This window comes from Inhella proteolytica (assembly GCF_016093275.1).
GTDB lineage: Bacteria > Pseudomonadota > Gammaproteobacteria > Burkholderiales > Burkholderiaceae_C > Inhella > Inhella proteolytica.
Map to the genome: position 1 here is coordinate 69,853 of NZ_JAEDAK010000013.1, position 25,194 is coordinate 95,046.

The 25,194-nt window shown below is 69.4% G+C and carries 23 protein-coding genes; 10 read left to right on the forward strand and 13 right to left on the reverse strand.

Annotated elements, in window-relative coordinates; all coding sequences use genetic code 11:
- Positions 1-78 precede the first annotated feature (78 nt).
- Genes I7X39_RS17070 through I7X39_RS17085 form a run of 4 tightly spaced genes read right to left on the reverse strand, consistent with a single transcriptional unit; the run spans position 79 to position 3,032 of the window.
- Complete coding sequence (locus I7X39_RS17070) at positions 79-483, reverse strand: hypothetical protein (protein ID WP_198112375.1); 405 nt, start codon at positions 481-483, stop codon at positions 79-81.
- Positions 476-1,429, reverse strand: a complete 954-nt coding sequence (gene rsgA, locus I7X39_RS17075; RefSeq protein WP_198112376.1) for a ribosome small subunit-dependent GTPase A — start codon at positions 1,427-1,429, stop codon at positions 476-478. The genes I7X39_RS17070 and rsgA overlap by 8 nt, the downstream gene beginning before the upstream one ends.
- Complete coding sequence (locus I7X39_RS17080; protein ID WP_198112377.1) at positions 1,426-1,752, reverse strand: 4a-hydroxytetrahydrobiopterin dehydratase; 327 nt, start codon at positions 1,750-1,752, stop codon at positions 1,426-1,428. The genes rsgA and I7X39_RS17080 overlap by 4 nt, the downstream gene beginning before the upstream one ends.
- Positions 1,749-3,032: a M48 family metallopeptidase gene (locus I7X39_RS17085; RefSeq protein ID WP_198112378.1), complete on the reverse strand. Its 1,284-nt coding sequence runs from the start codon at positions 3,030-3,032 to the stop codon at positions 1,749-1,751. Before I7X39_RS17085 ends, I7X39_RS17080 begins: the two co-directional genes overlap by 4 nt.
- 77 nt (positions 3,033-3,109) lie before the next feature.
- On the opposite strand from I7X39_RS17085, the gene orn reads away from it, so the two are divergent.
- From orn to I7X39_RS17105, 4 genes are all read left to right on the forward strand, one after another.
- Positions 3,110-3,664 carry an oligoribonuclease gene (gene orn / locus I7X39_RS17090; RefSeq protein WP_198112379.1) on the forward strand — a complete coding sequence of 185 codons (555 nt, stop codon included), beginning with the start codon at positions 3,110-3,112 and terminating at the stop codon, positions 3,662-3,664.
- A complete protein-coding gene (locus I7X39_RS17095; RefSeq protein ID WP_232352021.1) occupies positions 3,661-5,454 on the forward strand; it encodes a chorismate-binding protein in 1,794 nt (597 codons plus the stop codon). Before orn ends, I7X39_RS17095 begins: the two co-directional genes overlap by 4 nt.
- Positions 5,451-6,092: a trimeric intracellular cation channel family protein gene (locus I7X39_RS17100; protein ID WP_198112380.1), complete on the forward strand. Its 642-nt coding sequence runs from the start codon at positions 5,451-5,453 to the stop codon at positions 6,090-6,092. The genes I7X39_RS17095 and I7X39_RS17100 overlap by 4 nt, the downstream gene beginning before the upstream one ends.
- A 121-nt stretch (positions 6,093-6,213) precedes the next feature.
- Positions 6,214-6,951 carry an N-acyl amino acid synthase FeeM domain-containing protein gene (locus I7X39_RS17105; protein WP_198112381.1) on the forward strand — a complete coding sequence of 246 codons (738 nt, stop codon included), beginning with the start codon at positions 6,214-6,216 and terminating at the stop codon, positions 6,949-6,951.
- Here the strand turns inward: I7X39_RS17105 and I7X39_RS17110 are convergent, their stop codons facing one another.
- A complete protein-coding gene (locus tag I7X39_RS17110) occupies positions 6,952-9,900 on the reverse strand; it encodes a putative bifunctional diguanylate cyclase/phosphodiesterase (RefSeq protein ID WP_198112382.1) in 2,949 nt (982 codons plus the stop codon).
- Between the two features lie 432 nt (positions 9,901-10,332).
- On the opposite strand from I7X39_RS17110, the gene I7X39_RS17115 reads away from it, so the two are divergent.
- From I7X39_RS17115 to I7X39_RS17130, 4 genes are all read left to right on the forward strand, one after another.
- A complete protein-coding gene (locus I7X39_RS17115) occupies positions 10,333-12,120 on the forward strand; it encodes a DEAD/DEAH box helicase (protein ID WP_198112383.1) in 1,788 nt (595 codons plus the stop codon).
- Between the two features lie 4 nt (positions 12,121-12,124).
- Positions 12,125-12,772 (forward strand): DUF1294 domain-containing protein, encoded by a 648-nt coding sequence (locus I7X39_RS17120; protein WP_198112384.1) that lies wholly within the window; start codon positions 12,125-12,127, stop codon positions 12,770-12,772.
- Between the two features lie 250 nt (positions 12,773-13,022).
- Positions 13,023-15,110, forward strand: coding sequence for a DUF1800 family protein (locus I7X39_RS17125; RefSeq protein ID WP_198112385.1), 2,088 nt, complete (start codon positions 13,023-13,025; stop codon positions 15,108-15,110).
- 8 nt (positions 15,111-15,118) lie between these two features.
- Positions 15,119-16,537: a DUF1501 domain-containing protein gene (locus tag I7X39_RS17130; RefSeq protein ID WP_198112386.1), complete on the forward strand. Its 1,419-nt coding sequence runs from the start codon at positions 15,119-15,121 to the stop codon at positions 16,535-16,537.
- Here the strand turns inward: I7X39_RS17130 and I7X39_RS17135 are convergent, their stop codons facing one another.
- The 3 genes from I7X39_RS17135 to I7X39_RS17145 are packed head-to-tail and all read right to left on the reverse strand — an operon-like array spanning position 16,538 to position 18,754.
- Positions 16,538-16,885, reverse strand: coding sequence for an FKBP-type peptidyl-prolyl cis-trans isomerase (locus tag I7X39_RS17135; RefSeq protein WP_198112387.1), 348 nt, complete (start codon positions 16,883-16,885; stop codon positions 16,538-16,540).
- 13 nt (positions 16,886-16,898) lie between these two features.
- Positions 16,899-17,774 (reverse strand): tRNA glutamyl-Q(34) synthetase GluQRS, encoded by an 876-nt coding sequence (gene gluQRS, locus I7X39_RS17140; RefSeq protein WP_198112388.1) that lies wholly within the window; start codon positions 17,772-17,774, stop codon positions 16,899-16,901.
- Positions 17,774-18,754, reverse strand: a complete 981-nt coding sequence (locus tag I7X39_RS17145; protein WP_198112430.1) for a LysR family transcriptional regulator — start codon at positions 18,752-18,754, stop codon at positions 17,774-17,776. The genes gluQRS and I7X39_RS17145 overlap by 1 nt, the downstream gene beginning before the upstream one ends.
- A 109-nt stretch (positions 18,755-18,863) precedes the next feature.
- Between I7X39_RS17145 and I7X39_RS17150 the strand changes: the two genes are divergently transcribed.
- Positions 18,864-19,619, forward strand: coding sequence for a pirin family protein (locus I7X39_RS17150; RefSeq protein WP_198112389.1), 756 nt, complete (start codon positions 18,864-18,866; stop codon positions 19,617-19,619).
- A gap of 79 nt (positions 19,620-19,698) precedes the next feature.
- Entirely contained in the window at positions 19,699-21,297 is a 1,599-nt protein-coding gene (locus I7X39_RS17155) for a carboxypeptidase-like regulatory domain-containing protein (RefSeq protein ID WP_198112390.1), read from the forward strand.
- Positions 21,298-21,341: 44 nt separating this feature from the next.
- On the opposite strand, the gene I7X39_RS17160 is transcribed toward I7X39_RS17155, so the two are convergent.
- From I7X39_RS17160 to I7X39_RS17180, 5 genes are all read right to left on the reverse strand, one after another.
- Entirely contained in the window at positions 21,342-22,031 is a 690-nt protein-coding gene (locus I7X39_RS17160; RefSeq protein ID WP_198112391.1) for an ABC transporter permease, read from the reverse strand.
- Positions 22,032-22,721, reverse strand: a complete 690-nt coding sequence (locus I7X39_RS17165; RefSeq protein WP_198112392.1) for an ABC transporter permease — start codon at positions 22,719-22,721, stop codon at positions 22,032-22,034. It lies immediately after the preceding gene.
- 14 nt (positions 22,722-22,735) lie between these two features.
- Positions 22,736-23,518: a lysine/arginine/ornithine ABC transporter substrate-binding protein gene (locus tag I7X39_RS17170; protein WP_198112393.1), complete on the reverse strand. Its 783-nt coding sequence runs from the start codon at positions 23,516-23,518 to the stop codon at positions 22,736-22,738.
- A gap of 112 nt (positions 23,519-23,630) precedes the next feature.
- The gene (locus tag I7X39_RS17175; protein WP_198112394.1) at positions 23,631-24,404 is read right to left on the reverse strand and encodes a transporter substrate-binding domain-containing protein; all 774 of its coding nucleotides are present in this window, start codon (positions 24,402-24,404) and stop codon (positions 23,631-23,633) included.
- A gap of 28 nt (positions 24,405-24,432) precedes the next feature.
- Positions 24,433-25,191, reverse strand: a complete 759-nt coding sequence (locus tag I7X39_RS17180) for a sulfurtransferase (RefSeq protein ID WP_198112395.1) — start codon at positions 25,189-25,191, stop codon at positions 24,433-24,435.
- Positions 25,192-25,194 lie beyond the last annotated feature (3 nt).

Genomic DNA, 25,194 nt, shown 5'->3' on the forward strand with positions numbered 1-25,194 from the left:
CCGTCGCTCCAGTGAATCTTCCTACCTGCCGGCGAGCACCACCTGGCGATGTGCGCGGAAGCGGCGAAGACCTCATGCTCAGCCTGTTGAGCGCCTGGCACTTCGCCGGGCGCGCCAGTTCATCCACGCGAGCGCAAGACTGCTGCTCAGATGAATTGCCGATGCCCCGGTATAGACATACCACCCGAGCAGCAGCTTGCCCTTCCACTGCAGGGCGAAGGTCAGGAAGCTGACCGCATACAGCCCGGCAGTACAGGAAGCAATCGAGGCGATGAGGCGCCAGATCATGGGAAGCCGCCGCCACCAGACCAGCAGAGGCGGCAGATAGACAGCCAGCACCATCCACCATTGGCTCGGATCGCCGGAAAGAGGAAAGAAGACCTCCTCCTTTCCTTTGAGCGTGCAGGACTGCAAGGGCAGGAACAGACAGACAGCGATCAACAGGGAGCTGAGCTTCAGCAGCCTCTGCAGGCTCTCACCCATAGTGTGGCGGCCGGCTCAGCTCGTCATGCAGCTCCAGATAGATCCGATACCGGCTCTCCACGATCCGCCCCTCCTTCAGCGCCGCCTGCACCGCACAACCCGGCTCCTGCCGGTGCGTGCAGTTGGCGAAGCGGCAGCCCGCGGCCGCCGCGGCGGCGAAGTCGGGCATCAGGCCGGCCAGTTGGGTGGGGGTGATGTGCTGGATGCCGAAGGTCTGGAAGCCCGGCGAATCCAGCCAGCCGGATTGGCGTTCGGCGTCCAGCCAGTACCACTGCGTGTGGGTGGTGGTGTGGCGGCCGCTGTTCAGGGCTTCGGAAATCTCGCCCACCTGGGCCTGGGCATCGGGAATGAGCAGATTGGTGAGCGTGCTCTTGCCCGTGCCGCTGGGGCCCAGCACCAGCGTGGTCTTGCCCTGCAGCCAGGGGGCTAGCCGTGCCAGGGCGCCGGCCGGGTCGGCCTGCAGGCTCCACTCGAACACCTGGATGCCCATGGCGGTGTAGGGCGCGAGGCGCTGGCGCGCCGCGGCCACGCCGGGCAGATCGGTCTTGTTCAGGCCGATGCGGGCCTCGATACCTGCCTCGGCCGCCGCCACCAGGGCGCGGCTGAGCAGGGATTCGCTGAACACCGGCTCCACGGCCACCAGCACCAGCAGCTGGTCCACGTTGGCGGCGAAGCTCTTGCTGCGCCATTCGTCCTGGCGGTAGAGCAGGTTGCGGCGCGGCTCCAGGGCCTCGATGACGCCCTCGTCGCTGCCGGTCATCTGCCAGCGCACGCGGTCGCCCACCACGGCGTCGCTCTTTTTGCCGCGCGGGTGGCAGAGGATGCGCCCGCCTTCCGCCGTTTCCACCAGGTAGTGGCGCCCGTGGCCGCGCACCACCAGGCCCAGATCCAGATGGTCGCGCGGTGCTTGCTGAAGCTTGCGCTCGCGCGAGCCCGGTCGGCTCAAGGCGAGACCTCAGGCAGGGCGCTCACCTGCGCCGCGCAGATCACATCGTTCAGGCTCACCTTGCCACCGGCGCTGTGCGTGCTCCAGCGCACCGTGGCCATGCCATAGCTGAGCGACATGTCGGGGTGGTGGTCCTGCGCATGGGCCAGCTCGGCCACGGCGTTGGCGAAGGCCATCACCTGGTAGAAGTTGTCGAACTCGAAGCGGGCGCGCAGGCCGCCGTTTTCGTGGGTCCAGCCGGGCAGTTGGGGCAGCCATTCGGCCACGGCGCTGTCGTCCAGCGCGGGGGCATTGGCCTGGCAATGGGCGGTGAGCGGGTTCATGCGGGCCTCGCGTGCGAAAGGATGGCGGGGAGCCGTTCGGAAGCCGGCGGGTGAGAGTAAGTCCAGCGCGCCACCAGCGGGTCGGGCGTGAGGGTGCTGGCGTTGTCCTCGTGCAGCTTCAAGAGGGCCGAGGCCAGCGCGTGGCCATCGGCATGCTGGCAGGCGAAGGCGTCGGCCTCGAACTCGTGCTTGCGCGAGCTGCGGGCCATCAGGGGGCCTAGCGGGAAGCTGAACACCGGCAGCACCAGGCCGAACAGCAGCAGCGCCAGGGCCTCGTTGTCCCCCAACAGATTGGGCTGCACGCCCAGGCCCGCGTAGAAGGCGGGCTGCTGCGAGAGCCAGCCCAGCAGGGCGAAGCCAGCCAGCGTGAGGCCGGCCATCAGCACCAGGCGCTTGGGCACATGGCGCAGCTTGAAGTGGCCCAGTTCGTGGGCCAGCACGGCCTCGACCTCGGGGGGATCCAGGCGCTCCAGCAGGGTGTCGAACAGCACCACGCGCTTGGCCGCGCCCAGGCCAGTGAAGTAGGCATTGCCATGGGCCGAGCGGCGGCCGGCGTCCATCACAAAAAGGCCCTTGGCGGCAAAACCGGTGCGCGCGAACAGCCGCTCGACGCGTTCCTTCAGCGTGGCGTCACTGAGCGGCGTGAACTTGTTGAACAGCGGGGCGATCAGCAGCGGGTAGAGCAGCATCAGCGTGAGCGAGAAGCCGAACCACAGCGCCCAGGCCCAGATCCACCAGCTGCTGCCGGCGTGGCGCATCACCGCCAGCACGCCCCAGGCCAGCGGGCCGCCCAGCAGCACCAGCACCAGCAGGCCCTTGAACTGGTCGGCCACGAAGGTCTTCAGATCGGTGCGGTTGAAGCCGAAGCGGGCTTCCAGCTTGAAGGTGGTGTAGAGCTCGAAGGGCAGGTCGATCAGGGCATTGATCAGCGTGAAGCCCGCCAGCAGGGCCAGCGGGTAGGCATAGCCGCCCCAGGCCTGCGGGCCCACCTGGCCGAACAGCCAAAGGTTGAGCTGGTTCAGCCCGCCCAGCAGGGTCCAGGCCACCAGCACGCCGGCGCCGAATAGCAGCGAGACCAACTGCAGCCGGCCCTTGGCCAGCGTGTAGTCGGCCGCCTTCTGGTGCGCGGCCAGTGGCACCTTGGCAGCAAAGGCCGTCGGCACCTGGCCGCGGTGCAGGGCCACATGGCGCAGCTGGCGGCCGTTCAGCCAGAGCTTGAGCAGGGTGGTGGCCAGCAGCGCGGCCACGAAAAACAGGGTGACGGAAGAGGGGGCAAGCAAGGGCGGACCGCAGTTTCTCAGACGGATCGGCCAGTGTAGGTGGGCACAATCCTGCCGATTCACACCAAGGATTTGCCATGAGCCTGGAGCGCAACGACAACAACCTGATCTGGATCGACTGCGAGATGACCGGTCTGGAGCCCAACAAGGACCGCATCATCGAAGTGGCGGTCGTCGTCACCAGCCCCGATCTGGCGGTGCGCGTCGAAGGCCCGGTGTTCGCCATCCACCAGAGCGACGCGACCCTGGACGGCATGGACGCCTGGAACAAGGGCACGCATGGCAAGAGCGGGCTGATTGACCGCGTCAAGGCCTCGACCACCGACGAAGCCGCCGCCGCCAAGGCCACGATCGAGTTCCTGCAGCAGTACGTGGGCAAGGGCAAGAGCCCGATGTGCGGCAACTCGGTCTGCCAGGACCGCCGCTTCCTGGTGAACTACATGCCCGATCTGGAAGCCTTCTTCCACTACCGCAACCTCGACGTCTCCACGCTCAAGGAACTGGCGCGGCGCTGGAAGCCCACCGTGCTGGAGGGCGTGAAGAAGGCCCAGGCGCATACCGCGCTGGCGGACATCCACGAGTCCATCGACGAGCTGGTGCATTACCGCGCGAGCTTCCTGAACCTGGCTTGAGCGACGCCCTTTTCGCCGCCTTCGACTTCCCGCGCCACCCGCTGGCGCGCGAAGACGGCGAGCGCCTGCGTGGCGGCTGGAGCACGCCGCCGGACGAGTGGCTGCTGGCGCGCCAGCCGGCCGAGCTGGCGGGGGTGATCGACGCCGCGCATGCCGCTGCCCGCGCCGGCGCCTGGGTGCTGGGCGGCCTGCGCTACGAGGCCGCGCCGGCGCTGAACCCGGTGCTGGAGGGCGAGCCCGCGGAAGGCCTGCTGGCGGCCTTTGCCGTCTACCGCCGCGCGCCGCAGGATTGGCCCGAGCCCGGCCCCGAGCGCCCCCGCTGCCAGCCCTGGGTGCAGGGCCTGCATGACCCCGCGCGGGATGCCGAGCACATCGAGGCCGTGCGCGCCGCCATCCGCGCCGGCGATTGCTACCAGATCAATCTGACCACTCGGCTGCTCTGCACCCTGGAAGCGGGCGTTGGCCTGGACGAGCTGTTCCGCGCCTTGCACGCGGCGCAGCCGGGCGGTTTTTCGCTTTTCCTGCGCCAGCTGGGGGACGAGCCCGGCGTGGCCTCGGTCTCGCCCGAGCTGTTCTTTGACTGGCGGCCCTTGCCGGACCACGGCAAGACTTGGATCTTGGCCGCCCAACCGATGAAGGGCACGGCCCCGCGCGGCGCCGACCGCGCCAGCGACGAGGCGGCGCAAACCTACCTGCGCACCAGCGAGAAGGAGCGCGCCGAGAACCTGATGATCGTGGACCTGCTGCGCAACGACCTCGGGCAGGTGGCGCGCATCGGCAGCGTGCGCGTGCCGCGCCTCTTTGAGCTGCACGAGCTGCCCACCGTCTGGCAGATGACCAGCACAGTCACCGCCATCACCCAGCCGGGCGCCGGCCTGGCGCAGCTGTTCGCGGCGCTGTTCCCCTGCGGCTCGGTGACGGGCGCGCCCAAGCGCCGCGCCATGCAGCTGATTCGCGAGCTGGAGGCCGCGCCGCGCGGCTGGTACTGCGGGGCCTTGGGCTTGATGCAGCCCGGCGGCGCGACGACCTTCAATGTGCCGATCCGTACCGTGGAGCAGCGCCCCGGTGGCGCGTTGCGTGCCGGTGTGGGCAGCGGCATCACGCTGGATTCCGAGCCCGCGGCCGAACTGGCCGAGTGGCAGGCCAAGACGCGCTTCCTGGAGCGTGCGCGCGCGCCGATCGCCGGCATCGAGACCCTGCGGCTGCAGGATGGCCAGTACCCGCAGGGCGCGGCGCATCTGGCGCGGCTGGCGCGCTGCGCCAAGCACTTCGGCCTGGGCTTTGAGCGCGCTTCGGTGCAGGCGGCGCTGGATGCCGTGGCCGCCGCGCATCCGCAGGGCCTCTGGCGCGTGCGCCTGCAGCTGGGGCGCACCCTCCAGACCGAATGCCAGCCGCTGGAGCCCACGCCCGAGCCGGTGCGGCTGGCGGTGGCGCTGGGGCCGATCGCTACGGGCGGGCTGGCGCGCGAGTTCCTTGAATACAAGACCACGCGCCGCGAGGCTTACGAGGCCCTGCTGGCGCACAAGCCGCCCGAGGCCTTCGACCTCATCCTCTACAACGCGCAGGGCGAGCTGACCGAATGCGGACGCGGCAACCTCGCGCTGTGCATCGACGGCGCGTGGCTGACGCCGCGGCTCGAAGCCGGCCTGCTGCCCGGCGTGGGGCGCGCGTATTGGCTGGCGCAGGGGCGCATCCGCGAGGCCCGCCTGCTGCGCGAGGACCTGCAGCGCGCCAGCGCCTTCGCCTGGTTCAACGCCCTGCGCGGCTGGCTGGAGGCGGAGCTGCTGTGAACCTGTCGCCCTGGCTGACCGGCATCGAAGCGCTGGCCACGCTGGCCTTTGCGCTCTCCGGCCTGCTCGAAGCCGCGCGCAAGCGCCTGGACGTGGTGGGCGTCTGCGTGGTCTCGGGCCTGGCGGCCTTTGGTGGCGGCACCCTGCGCGACGTGCTGCTGGACCGCCGGCCCTTTTTCTGGGTCGAGCACTCGGATTGGCTGTGGGCCCTGCTGGGCCTGTGCTTGGCGGCGATGGCCCTGCTGAAGGTGCGGCACCTGGCGGTGACGAACCGGGCCATGCAGTGGCCGGATGCGCTCGGCCTGGGTCTGTTCACCGCCGGGGGTACCCAGCTGGCGCTGGACCAGGGCCTGCCGGCGCTGGTGGCGGTGCTGATGGGCGTCATCACTGCGGTGTGCGGCGGTGTGCTGCGCGACATCGTCTGCAATGAAATCCCCAAGGCCTTCCACGACCACCGGCCCTACGCCGTGTGCGCCTTTGCCGGCGGCTGGGTGCTGGTGGGCGCCCAGGCCCTGGGTTGGGGCGAGGGCCCCAGCCTGCTGGCCGCGGCCGGCACGGCCACGTTGTTGCGTGTCCTGGCCATGCTGACCGGCGTACGCCTGCCGGGCTGGCGCGAGCCGCCGCCACCGACTCGGTAGTTCCCCTGTCGGAATTTGTCTGACAGCGGGTAGCGCGCCCGCCTGACTACGCAGCCCTGTTACCGATTCCTACAGTCCGCCGACCCCCTGAATGAGGGGGATCCCCACGGAGAGGCGCTCGATGACTGGCTCGGTTTCGGAATTGCGTGTGTCCCCCTCGCTGGCAGCCTGCCCGGCCAGCGGTGCTGAGCTTGTGCAGGAGCGGTTGCCCTTCACGGTGACGGTGGCGCGCAGCGAGCAGGACCTGCGCGACGCCGTGCGGGTGCGCCAGAGCGCCTACGCCCGCCATCTGCCCCGCTTTGCCGAGACCTTGGGCGAGCCCGAGCCCGCCGACCGCGAACCCGGCAACTGGGTGCTGCTGGCGCGCAGCAAGCTGGACGGCAGCCCGCTGGGCAGCCTGCGCATCCAGACCAATGCGCGCCGCCCGCTGGACCTGGAGGCTTCCATGAGCCTGCCGCCGGAGCTGGCGAACGCCCGCCTGGCCGAGGCCACGCGCCTGGGTCTGGCCCAGGGCGTGAGCGGTCGTCTGGTGAAGGCGGCGCTGTTCAAGGCCTTCTATCTGATCTGCCGCAGCCAGGGCGTGGACCACATGGTCATCACGGGCCGCACGCCCATCGATCGCCAGTACCAGCGCCTACTGTTCGAGGATGTCTGGGCCCCGCACCAGACCTATGCGATGGCCCATGTGCACCAGCTGCCGCATCGCGTGATGCACCTGCATGTGCCGGGCGCCCAGGCGCGCTGGCAGGCGGCGCGTCACCCCTTGCTGAACTTCATGTGCGGCACCGAGCACCCGGACCTGCAACTCCCGGCAAGTGCACCCGCGGCTGCCCCGGTGGCAGCGCGGGCCCTGCACTGATCACTGGCGCAACAAGCCCGGGCTGGAGCCGACGAACATGCCGGTGACGGCGCCGCCGGTTTCCACCCGCTGGATGAAGGCGTGCAGCGCCTCGTCGTCGATCAGGTCGGCGGCGGAGCGCAGCTTGAGCAGCTCCTGCGGCGACTGCGGCCGCGCGACGGCAAAGCCCTGCACGTAATCCACGCCGATCTCGGCCAGGGTCTCCACCGTTTCGGCGTCCTCGGCCCACTCGGCCACCGTCTTCATGCCCAGGTTGCGCGCCAGGCTGACGATGGCCTCGACGATGGCGATGTTGGCCGGGTGCTGGTTCATGCTGACGATGAAACTGCCATCGATCTTCAGCAGATCGCCCGGCAACTCCTTCAGGTAGCTGAAGGAGGTGTAGCCGGCACCGAAGTCGTCCAGCGCCACCTTGGCACCGATCTGCCGCACCTGGCTGATGAAGCGCCGGGTATTGGCCAGGTCATGCAGGGCCACCGATTCGGTGATCTCCAGACACAGATAGGGCGCGGCCTCGATGTGCGTTTCGAGCATGTCGAACACGTCCTCGACAAAATGCTCGTCGTTCAGCGAGGCGCCGCTGAGGTTCATGCAGACGAACTTCAGCTGCGGCAGCTCGGCGCGGTGGTGAATGATCCACAGCAGGGTCTGCTGCAGCACCCAGCGGTCGATCACGCTCATGCGGCCGCTGAGTTCGGCGGCGGCGATCAGCCGGTGGGTGGGCACCGGGCGGCCGGCGCCGTCGTGCATGCGCAGAAGCACCTCGAAGTTCAGCGAGCCGCGCGGCTGCAGCAGGCTCATGATGGGCTGCATGGCCAGGTGCAGGCCCTGGATCTCTTCGCCGGCGGAGAGCAGGGCAACGAGCTTCATCTCGGCCTCGTGCTCCTGCTGGGCGGGGGAGTCGCGCTCGAACACCACCAGGCCTTCGGATTGCGGTTTGCCCTTGGCCTCGCGGCAGGCACGGTCGGCGCGCGCGATGGCATCTTTGATCGGCGTGCCGGCCGGTATCTCCACCAGGCCGACGGAGCCGCGCACATGGAAGGCGCGCTCGTCGATGCGGTAGGGGCTGTTGCCGATGCAACCCACCACGCCCTGGGCGATCAGGCGTGCCAGCGGCGTGCGGATGCCGGCCATGACGATGAGGAATTCGTCACCGCCCACGCGGCCGAACTGCATGGGCTCCACCAGCACGCCCTGCACGCGCGCGCAGACCTGCTGCAGCACGGCGTCGCCGGCGCTGTGGCCGTAGAGGTCGTTGATGAGTTTGAAGCGGTCCAGATCCAGATAGGCCAGGCAGAGCGTGTCGCCGGGCAGCAGGGCCTTGAGCGCCTCGTCCAGCCTGGCCTCGATGCCGCGCCGGTTCAGCACGCGCGTGAGGGTGTCGCTATGGGCCAGGAAATGCAGGTTCTCGGCCGCGCGCGAGCGCTCGGTCACGTCCTGCAGCGAGCCCTCGATGCGGTCCTGACTGAGCGCGGCGCGCACCAGGAAGCGGCGTTCGCCCTGGTTGTTGAGCTCCATTTCCACCTGGGGGCTGGCGTACAGGCGCTCGTGCAAGCGCACCCAGCTGCCGGGCTCGAAGTGGCGTTGGAAATCGTTCGCGCCAGGCTCCAGCACCTGGCTGCCGAGCATCTGTTGCAGGGCCGGATTCGCCGCCAGGAACTGGCCGCGCAGGTTCAGCGTGAACAGGCCGATGGGCAGGGCGGAGAAGGTCTGCTCCAGCTTGCCCTGCGCGGCGCGGCGGGCATCCTGCGCCTGTTTCATCTGGGCCGCCACCGAGAGCGAGGCCAGCAGGCTGCTGGAGAGCGCGGCGGTGACGCTGTTGCCGATGCCGCTGAAGGCGCGCAGCCCGAAGGCCGCCGCCAGCACCTCGGCCAGGCCCGCGCCCAAGGTGATGGCCAGTGAGGCCGCGTACCAGAGCGCCACCTGCGAGCGCGTCACCCACAGGATGCGCGCCAGGTAATGCACCAGCACGCCCACACCAAGCGCGGTGCAGACCCACATCAGCGGCAAGAACTGCGAGTAGGGCAGGGTCAGGGCCGCCAGCAGCAGCGGCACGCAGCTCCACTGCGCCAGCTGGAGCAGCGGCCCGGCGCCCACGCGCTGCAGTTCCTCGCGGAAGAAGCTGCGAAACAACGCATAGGTGCTGAGGTAGTACAGCGCCATCGTGGCCTGGCGCAAGGGGTACAGCCATTCCAGCGGCACCTGGTGGCCGAACCACTGCGCGTCCCAGCCGGCGGACAGCGCGGCCATGCGCAGGTTCAGCACCAGCCAGACGGCGAACACCGAGTAACTGGTGTTGCGGTTGATCAGCGCGCTGATGAAGAGGAAGGCCGCCAGCAGGGTCAGGCCGCCATCCAGCAGGCCGGCGGCATGGTGGAACTGCAGTACCGAATCCTGCAGTGCCGCTTCTTGCCAAGCCAGCACCTGCAGGCGCGCCGGACCGGCCGCCTGCGCCTGGCACATCAGCTCTCGGCCGGCCTGGCTGGGCTGCAGGTGCAGCGCAAAGCCGGCCTTCAGGGCCTCCAGGGCGCCGGTTTGTCCGCGGCGATCGGCCTGGCCGAGCAGGGTGCCGGTTTCGGCGTCCCAACAGCGCAGCGCCTGAAGGTGGCGCGAGGGAAATTCGAGCCAGGGCGTGGCCGGCGGCACCACCAGCTGCAGCCACTGCGGCTGCTCGGAAAGGCGGGTGTCGTGCGCCTTGGCCGTGGCTTGCTGGCTCAGCAGGGCGCGCAGCCCCGGGCTGGGCTGGCTGCTCAGGTGTTCCAGGCGGCGCAGGTCCAGCGCGGCAGGGCTGGATTCGGAAAACTCGCGCGGCCACTGGCTCAGCGCCAGCAGGGTCAGCAGGCCCAGCAGCAGCGGCAGCAGGTAGGCGGAAAAGCCCAGCAGCAGCCGATCCAGGCGGCCCGGCAGCGCACCCCAGGGCGAGGGCAGGGGGGTGCGCAGTGCCGTCATCGGTGCGGGCTCCTGATTGCCAAAATGGCCAAAGTTCCAATCGGTGTGCGAATTTACGCGTGAAAGTTACAGTTTTTTCCTAGGAATCGCCCTGGGTGGTATGTTGTAAGGAGATGTGTTGCCGCTGTGCAGCACGTCACACCGGCATCATGAAGTTCGTGCATTCGGGTTAGCACCAGTGTTACAGTGCTAGCTTCGCGCAAACAGCCCAGCTGACTGCGCGGTTCGTTCATCTCCTCTGACTCCTCCTTGGACCGCACATCGGTCCGACCTGCTACGGCAGGCACAGGTCGGCGGCGATGCCGTCGCACCGATCGGGCCCCCACACTTGATGGCCCGCGGAGTACCTAGCGACCCCACGGGCCCTGGAGGCCCTGTGTCCACCGACCGAGGAGGCCGGTGCGGCGCCTTGTTGTCAGAAGAGAGTTCGAGATGTCGTTTGATTCCCTGGGTTTGCCCGAGCAGCTGCTGTCCGCCGTCCGTGAGGCCGGTTACGAGAACGCCACCGAGGTGCAGACCCAAGCCATTCCGCAAGGCCTGGCCGGCACCGACCTGATGGTCAGCAGCCGCACCGGCAGCGGCAAGACGGCGGCCTTCCTGCTGCCCATCCTCACCCAAGTGCTGGCGCGCCGCGCCAGCAACCCCGAGCTGGTGCCGGCCTTCCTGCCGCGCTTCGGCGGTCGTCCGCAGCGCGGTGGCCCGCGTGCGCCGCGCACCCCGCGTGCCAACGGCCCGGTGGTCAACCCCATCGGCCTGGTGCTGGCCCCCACCCGTGAACTGGCCCAGCAGGTGGCGCAGGCCGCCATCCAGCTCGGCCGCGGTATCCCGGGCTTCTCGGTCTGCACCATCGTCGGCGGCATGCCTTACCAGGCTCAGCTGGCGCGCCTGCGCGCCGGTGCCGACATCGTGATTGCCACCCCGGGTCGCCTGCTGGACGTGGCCAACACCCAGACCGGCATGCTCAGCGAGATCAAGACCCTGGTGCTGGACGAAGCCGATCGCATGCTCGATCTGGGCTTCATCGAGGACATCGAGGCCATCGCCGCCATGCTGCCCAAGCCGCGCCAGACCCTGATGTTCAGCGCCACCTTTGATGGCCGCGTCGGTGGCTTGGCCCGCGAGCTGCTGAACCAGCCGCAGCGCATCGACGTCGCCTCCGCCCCCGAGCAGAAGGCGCAGATCGAGCAGCGCCTGCACTGGGCCGACCACCCGCACCACCGCGCCGCCCTGCTGGAGCATGTGCTGGCCGACGCCACCGTCGACCAGGCCGTGGTGTTTGCCGGCACGCAGATCGAGGCCGAGCAGCTGGCTGGCCAGCTGGCCGAGTTGGGCCATGCCGTGGCCGCGCTGCACGGCGGCATGCCGCAGGGCAAGCGCAACCGCACGCTGCAAGGCCTGCGCCGCCGCGAGCTGCGCGTGCTGGTGGCCACCGATGTCGCCGCACGCGGCATCGACGTGCCGACCATCAGCCACGTGATCAACCTGGGCCTGCCGATGAAGGCCGAGGACTACGTGCACCGCATCGGTCGCACCGGCCGTGCCGGCCGCTCCGGCCTGGCCGTGACCCTGGCCATGCGCGAAGACCTGCCGCGCCTGCGCCGCCTGCAGGCCTACACCAAGGAAGCGCTAGCGCCGAGCCGCATCGAAGGCCTGGAGCCCAAGAAGCCGGATCCGGTGGTGTTCAGCGAGCGTCCGCGCACCGAGTTCGGTGGTGGCGAGCGCCGCCCCTACGGCGACCGCCCGTCCTTCGGCGGCGACCGCAAGCCCTGGGGCGAGCGCAAGCCCTTTGACCGCGATGGCGAACGCAAGCCCTTCGGCGACCGCCCGGCCTTCGGCGACCGCAAGCCCTATGGCGAGCGCCCGCAGTTTGGTGATCGCCCCGCGTTTGGTGATCGCAAGCCTTATGGCGAGCGTCCGGCCTTCGGCGACCGCAAGCCCTATGGTGAGCGCCCGCAGTTTGGCGACCGTCCCGCCTTCGGCGACCGCAAGCCTTACGGCGACCGTCCGGCCTTCGGTGATCGCAAGCCCCACGGCGAGCGTCCCGCCTTTGGTGATCGCAAACCCTATGGTGAGCGCCCTGCCTTCGGTGATCGCAAGCCTTACGGCGAGCGTCCCGCCTTTGGCGGCCAGGGCGACCGCCCGCAGGCCGAGCGTTCGTGGGACGAGCGCAAGTCCGAGCGCCCGGCTGGCTTCGGCAAGCCGCGTCGCAACTACGAGTAAATAGATGGCAGGCCCGCGCGAGGAGCGCGGCCGCGTCCTGCAATGGGACGCGGTCAAGGGCCTGGGCTTTATTGCGCCCGACCAGGGCGGTGAGCGCTTGCTGCTGCGGCGCGCCGATCTGGCCGGGCGTTTGCGTTTCCGGGCGCCGGCCCTGGGTGAGGCGGTGCGCTTTCGCCGCGCCCGCTCCGGCCCCGGCCGCGAGCGTGCGGTGAAGGTGCAGCCGTTGCTGGCGCCGCCCCCAGCGCGGGCGCAGGCGGCAGCACCCCCTTCGCCACGCCAGCTGGCCTCGACGCGCCTGCTGGTGATTCCGCTCTTCGCCCTGGTGCTGGGCGGCATCCACCTGGCCTGGCCGCTGCCGCGGCCCGTGCCGCTGCTCTACAGCAGCCTGTCCATGGCCTTGTTCGTGGTCTATGGCATCGACAAATGGTCGGCCTGGCGCGGCGCCGGTCGGGTGCCTGAGCTCACGCTGCACTTGCTGGCCCTGCTGGGCGGCTGGCCGGGCGCGCTGCTGGGCCAGCAGGTGTTCGCGCACAAGATCAGCAAGCCGGCCTTTCTGCGCTGGACCTGGGCCATGACCAGCCTGAACCTGCTGCTGCTGGTGGGCCTGTGCACCCCCGCCTGGCAACCCTGGCTGAACTGGCTGCGCGGCTGAACTGCGACAAATTGCATCGACGGCGACGACGCGCACGCGCCGAACCGGGTGCCGCTTATCCGCTCCGATGAACCGCTCGGAACCCAGCCGGCGTGAAACGCGTCACGCGGCTCCGGACAAGTCCTGACTTGCGGCGCCAAGCTGGTGCATGCGCCTCGGCGGTCCCGCGCTCGGGTCGACACAAAGTGCTACCGCCCGCTGCGCCGGGCCATGCGCCAATCGCGCCGCCTCCAATGCCGAGATTGCTGCCATGGCCGCCTCAACTCCCCCGCGTCTTGCATTCCTGCCCCTGCTGCTGGCCCTGTGCGCCGGCGCCGCGGCCGACACCCTGAACCTGCGCGCTTACGGCAGCCTGGTGCAGGGCGTGGGCCCCAGCGTGGAAGTCCGTGTCAACGGCACGCTGGTGCGCACCCTGCAGATCAACAACACCAGCGCCCAGACCTTCAGCCTGGAGGTGCCCACGCTCGTTGCCGGCGCCCAGGTGGACGTGGTGTTCACCAACGACGCAGCCGCCAACGGCGAGGACCGCAACCTCTACGTGGACTATCTGAGCAGCGGCGCCACCACCGTGCTGCCCACAGCCCCCACCGCCCTGATCGACCGCGGCAAGGGCGCTGCCGCCTTCGACGGCGTGGACACCCGCCCCGGCCAGAGCGGCATCTACTGGAACGCGGCCCTGCGCCTGCGCTGGCCGGCGGCTGCCACGGCGCCGTCTCCCGCCGTGACGCAGGCGACGCGTTTCCTGCTGCAGGCTGGTTTCGGACCGCGCCCGGGCGAGGCCGAGACCCTGGCCAGCCAGAGCAGCCCGACGCGCTGGATCGCCGACCAGATGGCCCTGCCGCCGAGCAACGACTTCGTGAATCACATCCAGGCCAAGTACGCGCTGGGGGCGGACTACCGGCCCAATGGCAGCAAGTACCAGACGCGCTGGCTGCCGCAGCGCTTCTGGGCGGGTGTGGCGCAGGGGCAGGACCAGCTGCGCCGCCGCACGGCGCTCGCGCTGCACCACATCCTGATGGTGTCGATGGCGGACTCCAACCTCTACCACCACCAGCGCGCCTACGCGAACTACCTCGACATCCTGAACCGCCACGCCTTCGGCAACTACCGCCAGCTGATCGAGGACATCGCGCTCAGCCCGGCCATGGGCATCTATCTCTCGCACATCCGCAACCGCAAGGAAGACCCGGCCACGGGCCGCATGCCGGACGAGAACTTCGCGCGCGAGCTGATGCAGCTCTTCACCATCGGCCTGCACGAGCTGAACTCCGATGGCAGCGTGCGGAAAGACGCCAACGGCCAGCCGATCGAGACCTACACCAATGCCGATGTGATGGCCCTGGCCAAGGTGTTCACCGGCTGGTCCTGGGCCTTCCCGGACAACCAGCTCACTGAAAGCACCTTCCGCTGGAAGAGCCCGGACTACAGCGCCGCGGCCGATACGCAGATCGACCTGCAGCGCATGAAGGCCTACCCGGGCCAGGCCTCGACGGCGGATGTCGTGCTGTTCGCCGGCAAGCCCAACGCGGTGGCCATTCCGGGCAGCGCGGCGCCGGCCCAGCGCCTGAAGCTGGCGCTGGATGCGCTGTTCCAGCACCCCAATATGGGGCCCTTCGTGGCCAAGCAGCTGATCCAGCGCTTCACCCGCAGCAACCCCAGCCCGGCCTATGTGCAGCGCGTGGCGGCAGCCTTTGCCAACAACGGTCGCGGTGTGCGCGGCGACCTGGGTGCCACCGTGCGCGCCGTGTTGCTGGATGGCGAGGCCGGCTGGGCGCAGACCACCTTCAATATGGCCAGTTCGCCCGGCAAGCTGCGCGAGCCTGTGCTGCGCGTGGCGCACTGGCTGCGCGCCTTTGATGCCCGCTCGCCCAGCGGTGAGTTCCAGATGGTCTACGACTTCGAGCCGCTGGCGCAGATGGTGACGAACGCGCCCTCGGTGTTCGGCTACTTCCGCCCCGGCTACACGCCGCCGGGCACCGTCATCGCCCAGCAGGGCGGGGTGGCGCCGGAGTTCCAGATCGTCAACGAGGGCAGCACCGCCACCTGGGTGAACCGCGCCGAGTCCATGGCCGGCGGTGGCCTGGGCTGGAATGGCAGCAGCGCCGATGTGGTGGCCGACTACACGCCGCTCGTGAACTTGCTCAACACCGGCAATGCCCAGGCCGTGGTGCAGCGCCTGAACCAGCAGCTGTATGCGGGCCGCATGTCGGCCGCGCTCCAGTCGGCTCTGATCGAGGCCATGGCGGGTGTGGGCGGCAATGACGCCGCCAGCCAGCTCAACCGGGTCCGCATCGCCGTGTACGTGGCGCTCAGCGCCCCCGAGTTCAACATCCAGTGAGACCTGCCATGAGCCATCACGCTTCCCGCCGCCAGTTCCTGCGCAGCGCCGCCGCGCTCTCGGCCGTCGGCCCGGCCACGCCGCTGGCACTCAGCCTGGCCGGCCTGGGCACCCTGGCCCACCAATCGGCCCAGGCGGCCGATGTGTCTACCGGCTACCGTGCCCTGGTCTGCCTGTACCTGCATGGCGGCAGCGACATGCACAACTGGGTGGTGCCGACCGACAGCGCCAACTACTCGACATATGCCGCCGCTCGGCGTGAGCTGGCCGTGCCGCTGGCCAGCCTGCAGCCCATCAGCCAGAACCGCCAGGCCAGCGGCCGCAGCTTCGGCATGCCGGCCGAGCTGGCACCGCTGCGCGCACTCTACGAAGGCGGCCGTGCCGCCGTGCTGGCCAATGTGGGCCCGCTGCAGCGACCGGTCAGCAAGACCGACTTCCAGCAGGGCCGCAACCTGCCGCCCAAGCTCTTCTCGCACAACGACCAGACCTCCGCCTGGCAATCCCTGCAGGCCGAAGGCGCACCCAGCGGCTGGGGCGGGCGCATGGGCGACATCCTGATGTCCGCCAACGCCCAGCCGGTGTTCACGGCCATCTCGGTCAGCGGCAATGCCGTGTTCCTGAGTGGCGCGCAAGCGGTGCAGTACCAGGTTGGCAGCGAGGGACCGGTGGGCGTGCGGGGGCTGAGCAACAGCTGGACCCTGGGCTCGTCCCAGCTGGCCAGCGTGCTGCGCCGCACCCTGGTGGCAGCGGGCAACGACCCCTATTCGGCCGAGTACGCGGCGGTGATGCGCCGCTCGCTGGACACCAGCGCCGCCCTGCAGGCCGCGCTGGCGCAGACCCAGACCGCCGCCTTGCCGACCACGCCTGTGCAACTGGGCGCGGCCAACGCCGTGACGCTGGCCAATGAGGGGCTGGCCAAGCAGCTGCGCATGGTGGCGCGCCTGGTGGAAAGCGGCCAGCGCCTCGGTCTGCGCCGCCAGGTCTTCATGGTCTCGCTCGGGGGCTTTGACACCCACAACAGCCAGCTGCGCGACCAGCCCAACCACATGGCCCGCGTGGCGCTGTCGGTGGACTGGTTCATGCAGGCCCTCACGGCGCTGGGCCTGCAGAACCAGGTCACGCTGTTCACCGCCTCGGAGTTCGGCCGCACCCTGGTCAGCAATGGCGACGGCAGCGACCACGGCTGGGGCTCGCACCATTTCGTCGTCGGCGGTGCCGTGCGCGGCCGCAACATCTACGGCAACTTCCCGGTCACGGCACTGGGCACGGCCGATGACGTGGGCTCGGGCCGCCTGCTGCCCAGCACGGCTGTCACCCAGCTGGGTGCCGAGCTGGGCCGCTGGATGGGCTTGAGCGCCACCGAGCTGCCCTATGTGCTGCCCAATCTGGGCAATTTCTCCAGCACGCCCTTGGGCATGCTGGGTTGATCAGGCTTTCAAGAGATCGACTTCAAAGCACAGGGTGGCGTTCGGCGGAATCACACCGCCGGCGCCGCGCGCGCCATAGCCCAGCTCGGGCGGGATGATCAGCACGCGGGTGCCGCCTTCCTTCATCCCTTGCACGCCCTCGTCCCAGCCGCGGATCACTTCGCCGCCGCCGAGGTGGAAGTGGAAGGGCTGGCCGCGGTCCTTGCTGCTGTCGAACTTGGCGCCCTTTTCGCCGTCCTTCCACAGCCAGCCGGTGTAGTGCACGCGCACGGTGCGGCCGGCTTGGGCTTCGGCGCCTTCGCCGACGGTGGTGTCTTCAAATTGCAGGCCGCTGGGCAGGGTGTTCATGGAATGGCTCCGGTCAAAAGGGCGCGATTGTCGCGGCCCAGGCCCGGGTGGCGGCATGGAGCCAATCAGGCAGCGTGGCGGACGGGGGAAGGCCCTGCAGACTGAGGCCCGCGGCGGCCGCCTGCAGCGCCTGCAGTGGTTCGCTGCTGTCGAAAGCGGCGGCGCCGTTCTGCTTGGAGAGCTTTTGGCCATCGGCCGCCAGCACCAGGGGCAGATGCAGGTGTCGGGGCGTCGGCAGGCCCAGCGCCTTCTGCAGCAGGATCTGGCGGGGCGTGTTATCGGCCAGGTCTTCACCGCGCACCACGTCGCTGATGCCTTGTTCGGCGTCGTCCACCACCACCGCCAACTGGTAGGCCCAGAGCCCGTCGGCGCGCTTGAGCACGAAGTCGCCCACCGCCTGAGCCACATCCTGCTGCTGGGGGCCCAGGCGGCGGTCCTGCCAGTGCACCACGCCCGCCGGCACCCGGAATCGCCAGGCGCGCGCCGGGCGGCCGCGCAGGCCACCGTTCTCGGGCCGGCAGGTGCCGGGGTAGACCAGCTCGCCATGCCGCTCGCGCTGGGACTGCGCGGCGGCCAGCTCCTTGCGGGTGCAGGCGCAGGGGTAGGCCAGGCCGGCGGCGATGAGCCGCTGCAGCGCCTGCTCGTACAGCGCCTCGCGCTGCGATTGCCAGCTCGGTGGCGCGTCGGGCCGTAGGCCCAGGGCATCGAGCTGGGCCAGGATGAGTTTGTCGGTGCCGGGCGGGCAGCGCGGCCGGTCGACATCCTCGATGCGCACCTGCCAGCGCCCCTGGTGGGCGCGGGCGTCCAACCAACTGCCCAGCGCCGCCAGCACCGAGCCGGCGTGCAGGGGCCCCGTCGGCGACGGCGCGAAACGACCGACGTAGGCCATCAGAGCCGGTGGTGTTCGAGCAGGGCGCGCCGCGTGGCCTCGCTCTTGAGCTGCTGCAGCCACCAGCTCAGGGCCTTGCCGGGCGGCTGCGCACCCACGCGCCAGGCGTAGTGCAGGGTGATGCGGCGGTCGTCAAAGGTGCTCTTGCGCACCAGCAGGCCGCGCTCCAGGGGTTCGCGCACCATGGGCTCGGGCAGCCAGCCGCAGCCCAGGCCGCGCAGCGTGGCTTCGAGCTTGCTCTGCAGCGTGGGCAGGGTCAGCACGTCCTGGCCGGGCACCACGCCCAGGGTCATCTGGGTGAGCTGGCGGGCGGTGTCGGCCACGGCAATGATGCGGTGCTGGGCGATCTGTTGGGCCGTCAGCGGTTCGTCCAGCGCGGCCAGCGGGTGGCTGGGGGCAATGACGAACACGAAGCTCAGCTCGCCGATGACCTCGCAGCTGATGTGCGAGCCCGGCGGCGAGGAATTGGTGCCGATGGCCAGATCGGCCTGGCCCGACACCAGGGCCTCCCAGGTGCCGGACAGCACCTCGGTGCGCAGGCGCAAGCGCGTGGGCGGGTGCTCGGGGCCGCCGGCGGGCTTGCCCGGCGCATGCGGGCAGGGCTCGATCTGCTGGGTCTGGAAGGACTGGATCAGGTCGAACAGCGGCGCGCGGGCGATGACGTCATCGGCGGCGATCGTCAGCTCGGCCTCCCAGCCGGTGGCGATGCGCTTGACGCGGTTGGCCACGGCATCGATCTCGATCAGCAGGCGGCGGCCTTCGAGCAGCAGCTCCTGGCCGGCGGCGGTGAGTTGGGCGTGGCGCGCGCTGCGGTCGAACAGCAGCACGTCCATGGCATCTTCGAGCTGACGCACCGAATAGGTCAGGGCCGAGGGCACCTTGCCCAGCTCGCGTGCGGCGCCGGCAAAGCTGCCGGTGCGCGCAATGGCGTCCACCATGGCGAGGGCGTCGGGCGTGAGGACGCTGCGCTTGTCGGCGATGTGCATGGCTCAGCCTGGGTTTAAAGGATTTGAACGACCTCGTCATCCTGCCTTGCCCACCGGGTGGCACGCAGCCCCTAGAGTGAGGGCATTCCCTAGGAGCTCTGTCATGCAAACGGTCTTTCGTTCCGAACAGCGCGGTGCCGCCAACCATGGTTGGCTGCAGGCCAAGCACAGCTTTTCCTTTGCCGATTGGTACGAGCCCAGCCGCATGGGCTTCGGCGTGCTGCGTGTCATCAATGAAGACCGCGTGGCGCCGCACAGCGGTTTCGGCACGCATGGCCACCGGGACATGGAGATCGTCACCTACATCCTGGAAGGCGAGCTCTCGCACCGGGACTCGATGGGGAACGGGGATCCCGCCGCTGTGCGCGGCGGGGTGGGCGAGGCCGGCGGCGCCCATGCCGGGGTGATCCGCCCGGGTGAGATCCAGCGCATGAGCGCCGGCAGTGGCGTGCTGCACAGCGAGATGAACCACAGCGCCGCCCCCGTGCACCTGCTGCAGATCTGGCTGCTGCCGCGCAGCCGCGGCGGTGCGCCGGGTTACGAGCAGGCGAGCATCGAGCCCGCCAGCCTGCGCGGTCGCTTGGGACTGCTGGCCGCACCCGAGGGGGGGCTGGTGGCCATCAATTCGGACGCGCGCCTGTTTGCCGGCCGGTTCGATGGCGCTGAGCAAGCCGAGCTGGCGCTGGCCCCGGGCCGCCTGGCCTACGTGCATGTGGCGCGCGGCAGCCTGGTGGTGAACGGCGAGCGCCTGGCCGCGGGCGATGCCTTGCAGCTGGAGCCGGGGGCCGGTGCTGCGCTGCGCCTGCAGTTCGAGCAGGGCGAGCAGGCCGAGGTGCTGGTGTTCGACCTCGGCCGCTGAAACACCCGTTTACCCGCACCCCGTGCTTCGCTCCACGGGGTGCGAGGGACACTCCTGCGCCGCGTCGAGCGGAGTTCCCATGCCCAGCCCTATTTCCAACCACGAGTCGAAGCTGCGCCAGCCGCTGCTGGCCGGCCTGCTTGGCCTGCTGGCCGCCTGCGGTGGCGGCGGCTCCAACCTGGCGCCCGCACCGGCGCCACTGCCGGCTCCTAAGAGCCTGACGCTCAGCGGCACCGCGGCGGTGGGCCTGGCCCTGGCGAATGCCAGCGTGCAGGCCAGGTGCGCGGGTGCCGAGGGCTCTGCCACCACCGCAGCCGATGGCAGTTTTCGCCTGCAGCTCAGCGGCGCCAGCCAGCCCTGCCTGCTGAGGGTGAGCGCGAGCGACGGCACCCGCCTGCACTCCCTCGCCCTGGGGGCGGGCGAGCAGGCGCTGGTCAACATCACCCCGCTGACCGAGCTGCTGGTGCTGCGCGCCAGCCGCAAGGACGCGGTCAGCCTGTTTGACGGCTTCAACCCGGCCAGCGCGCCCAGCGCCGCCGAGTGGCGCGCTGCCGAGAGCGATGTGCGCCGCCTGCTCAACGGCGTGGTGGACCTGAGCCTGCTGCCGGATCTGGTGGCCGCGCCCCTGAAGGCCGCCATGCCCGGCCAGCCCTCGAACGACCCGCAGGACCAGCTGCTGGACGCCCTGAAGGAGCGCGCCAGCGCCGAGCAATGGAGCAGCTGGGCGCGCCTGCTGGCCAGCGGTGGGCCGCTCCCCGAAGCCGCCGCCTTCGTGCCCACACTGGCGCTGGCGGACCGCCAGATCACGCTCGCAGCCGGGCAAAGCCATCGCTTCACGGCGGCCACCAACTACCCGCCGAATGGCCGCTACCTGCGCCCGCCGCTGCGCTGGCGCGTGGTGGAGGCGGACGGCGGCAGCATCGACGCCCTGAGCGGCGCCTACCAGGCCCCGGCCCAGCCCGGCACCTATCACGTCCAGGTGGTACGGGACGACTTCGCCGGCATCGGGGCCACGGTGGAGGTGAGAGTGCTGGCGCGCGATGCCTTCGTGCCGCGCCTGGGCGTGCCGGCGCCCGAGCTCAGCCTGCGCGTGGGCCAGAGCTGGCGATTCAGTGCGGACACCAACTACCCGCCCAACGTCATGTACATCCGCCAGCCGCTGCGCTGGTCGGTGCTGGAGGCCGAGGGCGGCCGCATCGATGCCCTGAGCGGCCAGTACACGGCGCCGCCGCAGGTGGGCCGCTACCACGTGCGGGTGGAGCGCGAGGACTTCCCCGCCGTGAGCGCGCAGATCAGCGTGCAGGTGCAGGCCTGGGAGGTGCTGAACCTGCACCGCGGCTTGGTTGAAGCCGCCCCCAGCGAGCAGCGGGTCGTCCGCAGTGCCGCCGAGTTCAAGGCCCTGGTGGACGCCTGGCAGCTGCAGAGCAGTCCCTACCGCCCCGAGCCGCAGGTGGACTTCGGCCAGGACATGGTGCTGGCCATTGCCGAGCAGGGCAGCAGCGGCTGCGCCTCGTTGGAGATCGTGGACGTGCGCGCCGAGGCTGGCAAGCTGCTGGTGGCCTACCGCGAGCGCCCCATCCCGCCCGGCATTGCCTGCACCGTGGTCATCACCTACCCGGTGCTGCTGGTGGCCCTGCCGCGCAGCGATCTGCCGGTGGAGTTCGCGCGCCGGCCTTGAAGGCCGGGCGACTTAATGCAACGCTCGCCAGCGGCGGGCTTCGTTCAGCGCGGCATCAGCGGCTTGAGGTAGCGGTTCTCGGCCCAGCGGAACACGGCCACCAGGGCCATCGTCAGCACCAGGTAGAACACCCCGGCCGTGATGTAGGCCTCGAAGGGGATGTAGTGCACCGCGTAGATGCGCTTGGCCACGCCGGTGATGTCGGCGATCGTCACCAGCATCGCCAGCGAGGTTCCCTGGAGCATGAAGATGGCCTCATTGCCATAGGCGGGCAGGGCGCGGCGCAGCGCGGCCGGCAGCACGATGCGGCGCATCATCGTCAGCCGCCCCATGCCATAGGCCTTGGCGGCCTCGATCTCGCCGGCCGGCAGCGACTTGATGGCGCCGGCAATGATCTCGGTGGTGTAGGCCGCCGTATTCAGCACGAAGGCCAGGCAGGCGCAGAACCAGGCGTCCTGCAGCCAGGCCCAGGCAAAGCTCTGGCGCACCCACTCGAACTGGCCCAGGCCGTAATAAATGATGAACAGCTGCACCAGCATCGGCGTGCCGCGGAACACATAGGTGTAGAGCCACACCGGGCGCCAGATCCAGGGGTTGTGCATGGCACGCAGCACGCCCAGGGGCACGGCAATCAGCAGGCCGAAGGCCAGTGAGATGGCCAGCAGCTGCAGCGTGATCCAAGTGCCGGAGAAGAACTGCGGCAGGTTCTCGGCGATGGTTTGCCAGCCTTCCATTTAGAGCTTCCCCTGGCGCACGCCGATGGCGAGCTTGCGCTGCAGCCAGGCGAACAGCACTTCGCTGCAGCTGGTGAACAGCAGGTAGATCAGGCCCACGGCCATGAAGAACACGAAGGGCTCCTTGGTGGCGCCGGCGGCGTCATTGCCGCGCTTCATCAAATCGTCCAGGCCGATGACCGAGACGATGGCGGTGCTCTTGACCAGCACCAGCCAGTTGTTGGAAACGCCCGGCAGGGCGTGGCGCAGCATCTGCGGCAGCTGGATGCGCCAGCTCACCTGCCAGGGGCTCATGCCGTAGGCCATGCCGGCCTCGCGCTGGCCCGGCGGCACCGCCAGGTAGGCGCCGCGGAAGGCCTCGGTGAGGTAAGCGCCGAAGATAAAGCCGATGGTGAGCACGCCGGCCACGAAGGGGTCGACGTCGATGTAATCCTGGTAACCCAGGCGCAGCGCCAGATCATTGATGAGGATCTGGCCGCCGTAGAACACCAGCAGCACCAGCACCAGATCGGGCACGCCGCGGATGATGGTGGTGTACCACTGGGCCGGCCAGCGCAACCAGCGCTGGCGGCTCAGCTTGGCGAAGCAACCGATCAGCCCCAGCACCATGGCCACCGCCAGCGAGAGCAGGGCCACGCTGAGCGTCAGCAGGGCACCCTGCAGCAGACTGGGCAGAAAGCCATGGAGCATGGGTCAGATCCTGATCACTTCTTCTTCGGGGCGACGTCGTACGCGAAGTACTTGCTCGACATCTTGGCGTAGCTGCCGTTGGCGAACACGGCGTCGATGGCGCTGTTGAACTGCGCACCCAGCGTCTTCTCGTCGGCCTTGCGCATGCCGATGCCGATGCCGACACCGAAGTACTTGGCGTCGTCAATGTCCGGACCGACGAAGCTCATGCCCTTGCCGGCGTCCGACTTCAGGAAGCTGTCCACGGCGAACTTGTCCACCAGGGTGTAGTCCACGCGGCCGGCCTTCAGTTCCAGATAGATCTGGTCCTGGCTCTGGTAGCGCACGATGGTGCTGTCCTTGTAGAGCGCGTTGGCGTAGGTCTCGAAGGTGGTGGCGGACTGCACACCGATCTTCTTGCCCTTCAGTGCGGCGGGCGAGACATCCTTGCCGGTGCCGCTCTTGGCCACGAAGATGGCCGGCGAAGCCAGGTAGGGCTTGCTGAAGGCGATGGCCTTCTTGCGCTCATCGGTGATGGACATCGAGGCCACGATGGCGTCGATCTTGCGGGCTTGCAGAGCGGGGATCAGGCCGTCGAAATCGGTCTTGACCAGCTCGCACTCGCGCTTCATCTGCGCGCACCAGGCCAGGGCCAGGTCGATCTCGAAGCCCTTGACCTTGCCGTCGGCACCGACTTCGCTGAACGGGGGGTAGGCGCCCTCGACGCCAATCTTGAGCTTCTTGTCTTGGGCGCTGGCAGGAGCCATGGCGGTGGCCAACGCGACGGCGGCCAGAGCGGCCAGGGAGCGACGGAGCATGGGATTTCCTCGAAAGGGGCCGACGGATGCTGAGATGGCGGTGGGCCCAGTGCGCCGCCATCGTTGTGACGAAAACCCGCACCTTAACGTCTGGCGCGGGCGTCCTTAACGCTCAGGGCGGCGAAATGTCGTAGGGGAAGTACTTGGCCGCCAGGCGCTTGAAGCTGCCATCGGCCTGGCCGGCGGCGATCACGGCGTTGAACTGCGCCCCCAAGCTCGCCACATCAGCCTTGCGCAGGCCCACGCCCACGCCTTCGCCGAAGTACTTGCTGTCGCGCAGCGCCGGGCCGATGGTCTGCACACCGGCGCCGTTGGGCGAATCGATGAAGGTCTGCGCGGCGGTCTTGTCCACCAGCGAGTAATCCACCCGGCCGGCCTTCAGGTCCAGATAGACCTGGTCCTGCGAGGCGTAGCGCACGATAGTGCTGTCTTTGTACAGCGCGCTCACATAAGCCTCGTTGATGGTGGCCGACTGCACGCCGATCTTCTTGCCCTTCAGCGCCACGGGGCTGATGTCGTCGGCCGTGCCCTTGCGGGCGATGAAGGTCTGCGGCGTGCTGTAGTAGGGCTTGCTGAAGCCGATGGTTTTGCGCCGTTGCTCGGTGATGGACAGCGAGGCCACGATGGCGTCAATCTTGCGCGCCTGCAGGGCCGGGATCAGGCCGTCGAAATCGGTCTTCACCAGCTCGCACTCGCGCTTCATGCGGGCGCACCACTCGCGCGCCAGCTCGATCTCGAAGCCTTTGAGCTGGCCATCTGCGCCCACCTCGCTGAACGGGGGGTAGGCACCTTCCACGCCGATGCGCAGCTTGGGGCCCTGGGCCTGGGCGCTGCCCAGACACAGCAGGGCCAGCAGCGGGGCCAGGGCAAGTAGACGTCGTTGCATGGGAAAACTCCTCGGAAGGGGCGCCACCTTAACCCAGGCGCTGCGGGTGCTTCTCGCTCAGATCAGGGTCCAGGCACTCGCGCTCATCGAACACGAAGCAACCGCCGTGGTAATGCGCGCCGCCGGCCAGTTCGAAGTACTTGAGGATGCCGCCTTCGAGCTGGAACACCGGCGTACCGGGCAGGCGCTCCTGCATCAGCAGGGCGGCCTTTTCGCAGCGGATGCCGCCGGTGCAATAGCTCACCACGGTGTGGCCCTCCAGCTCGGCGCGGTGGGCTTCCAGCGCGGCGGGGAACTCGGTGAACTTGTGGATGCGCCAGTCCAGCGTGCCGTCGAAGGCGCCGTAGTCCACCTCGAAGGCGTTGCGGGTGTCCAGCAGCTTGAGCGGGCGGCCGGCGTCGTCATGGCCCTGGTCCAGCCAGCGCTTCAGCGTGGCCGCGTCCACGGCCGGCGCGCGGGCGGCGCGGTCGGGGCGGATCTGCGGGCAGTCCATGCGGATGATTTCGCGCTTGACCTTGACCTTGAGCCGCTTGAAGGGTTGGTGCTCGCTCCAGCTCTCCTTGGGCTGCAGGTCGGCAAAACGGGCGTCCTGCTCCAGCGCTGCCACCCAGGCCCCCACGGCTTCGGCCGGGCCGGCCAGGAAGAGGTTGATGCCTTCCTCGGCCAGCAGCACCGTGCCCTTGAGCTCAAGCGTCTGCGCGCGGGTCTGCAGGGTGTCGCGCAGCGCGGCTGCATCGGGCAGGGCGACGAAGCGGTAGGCGGAAATGTTGAGGATGGAGCCGGACATCAG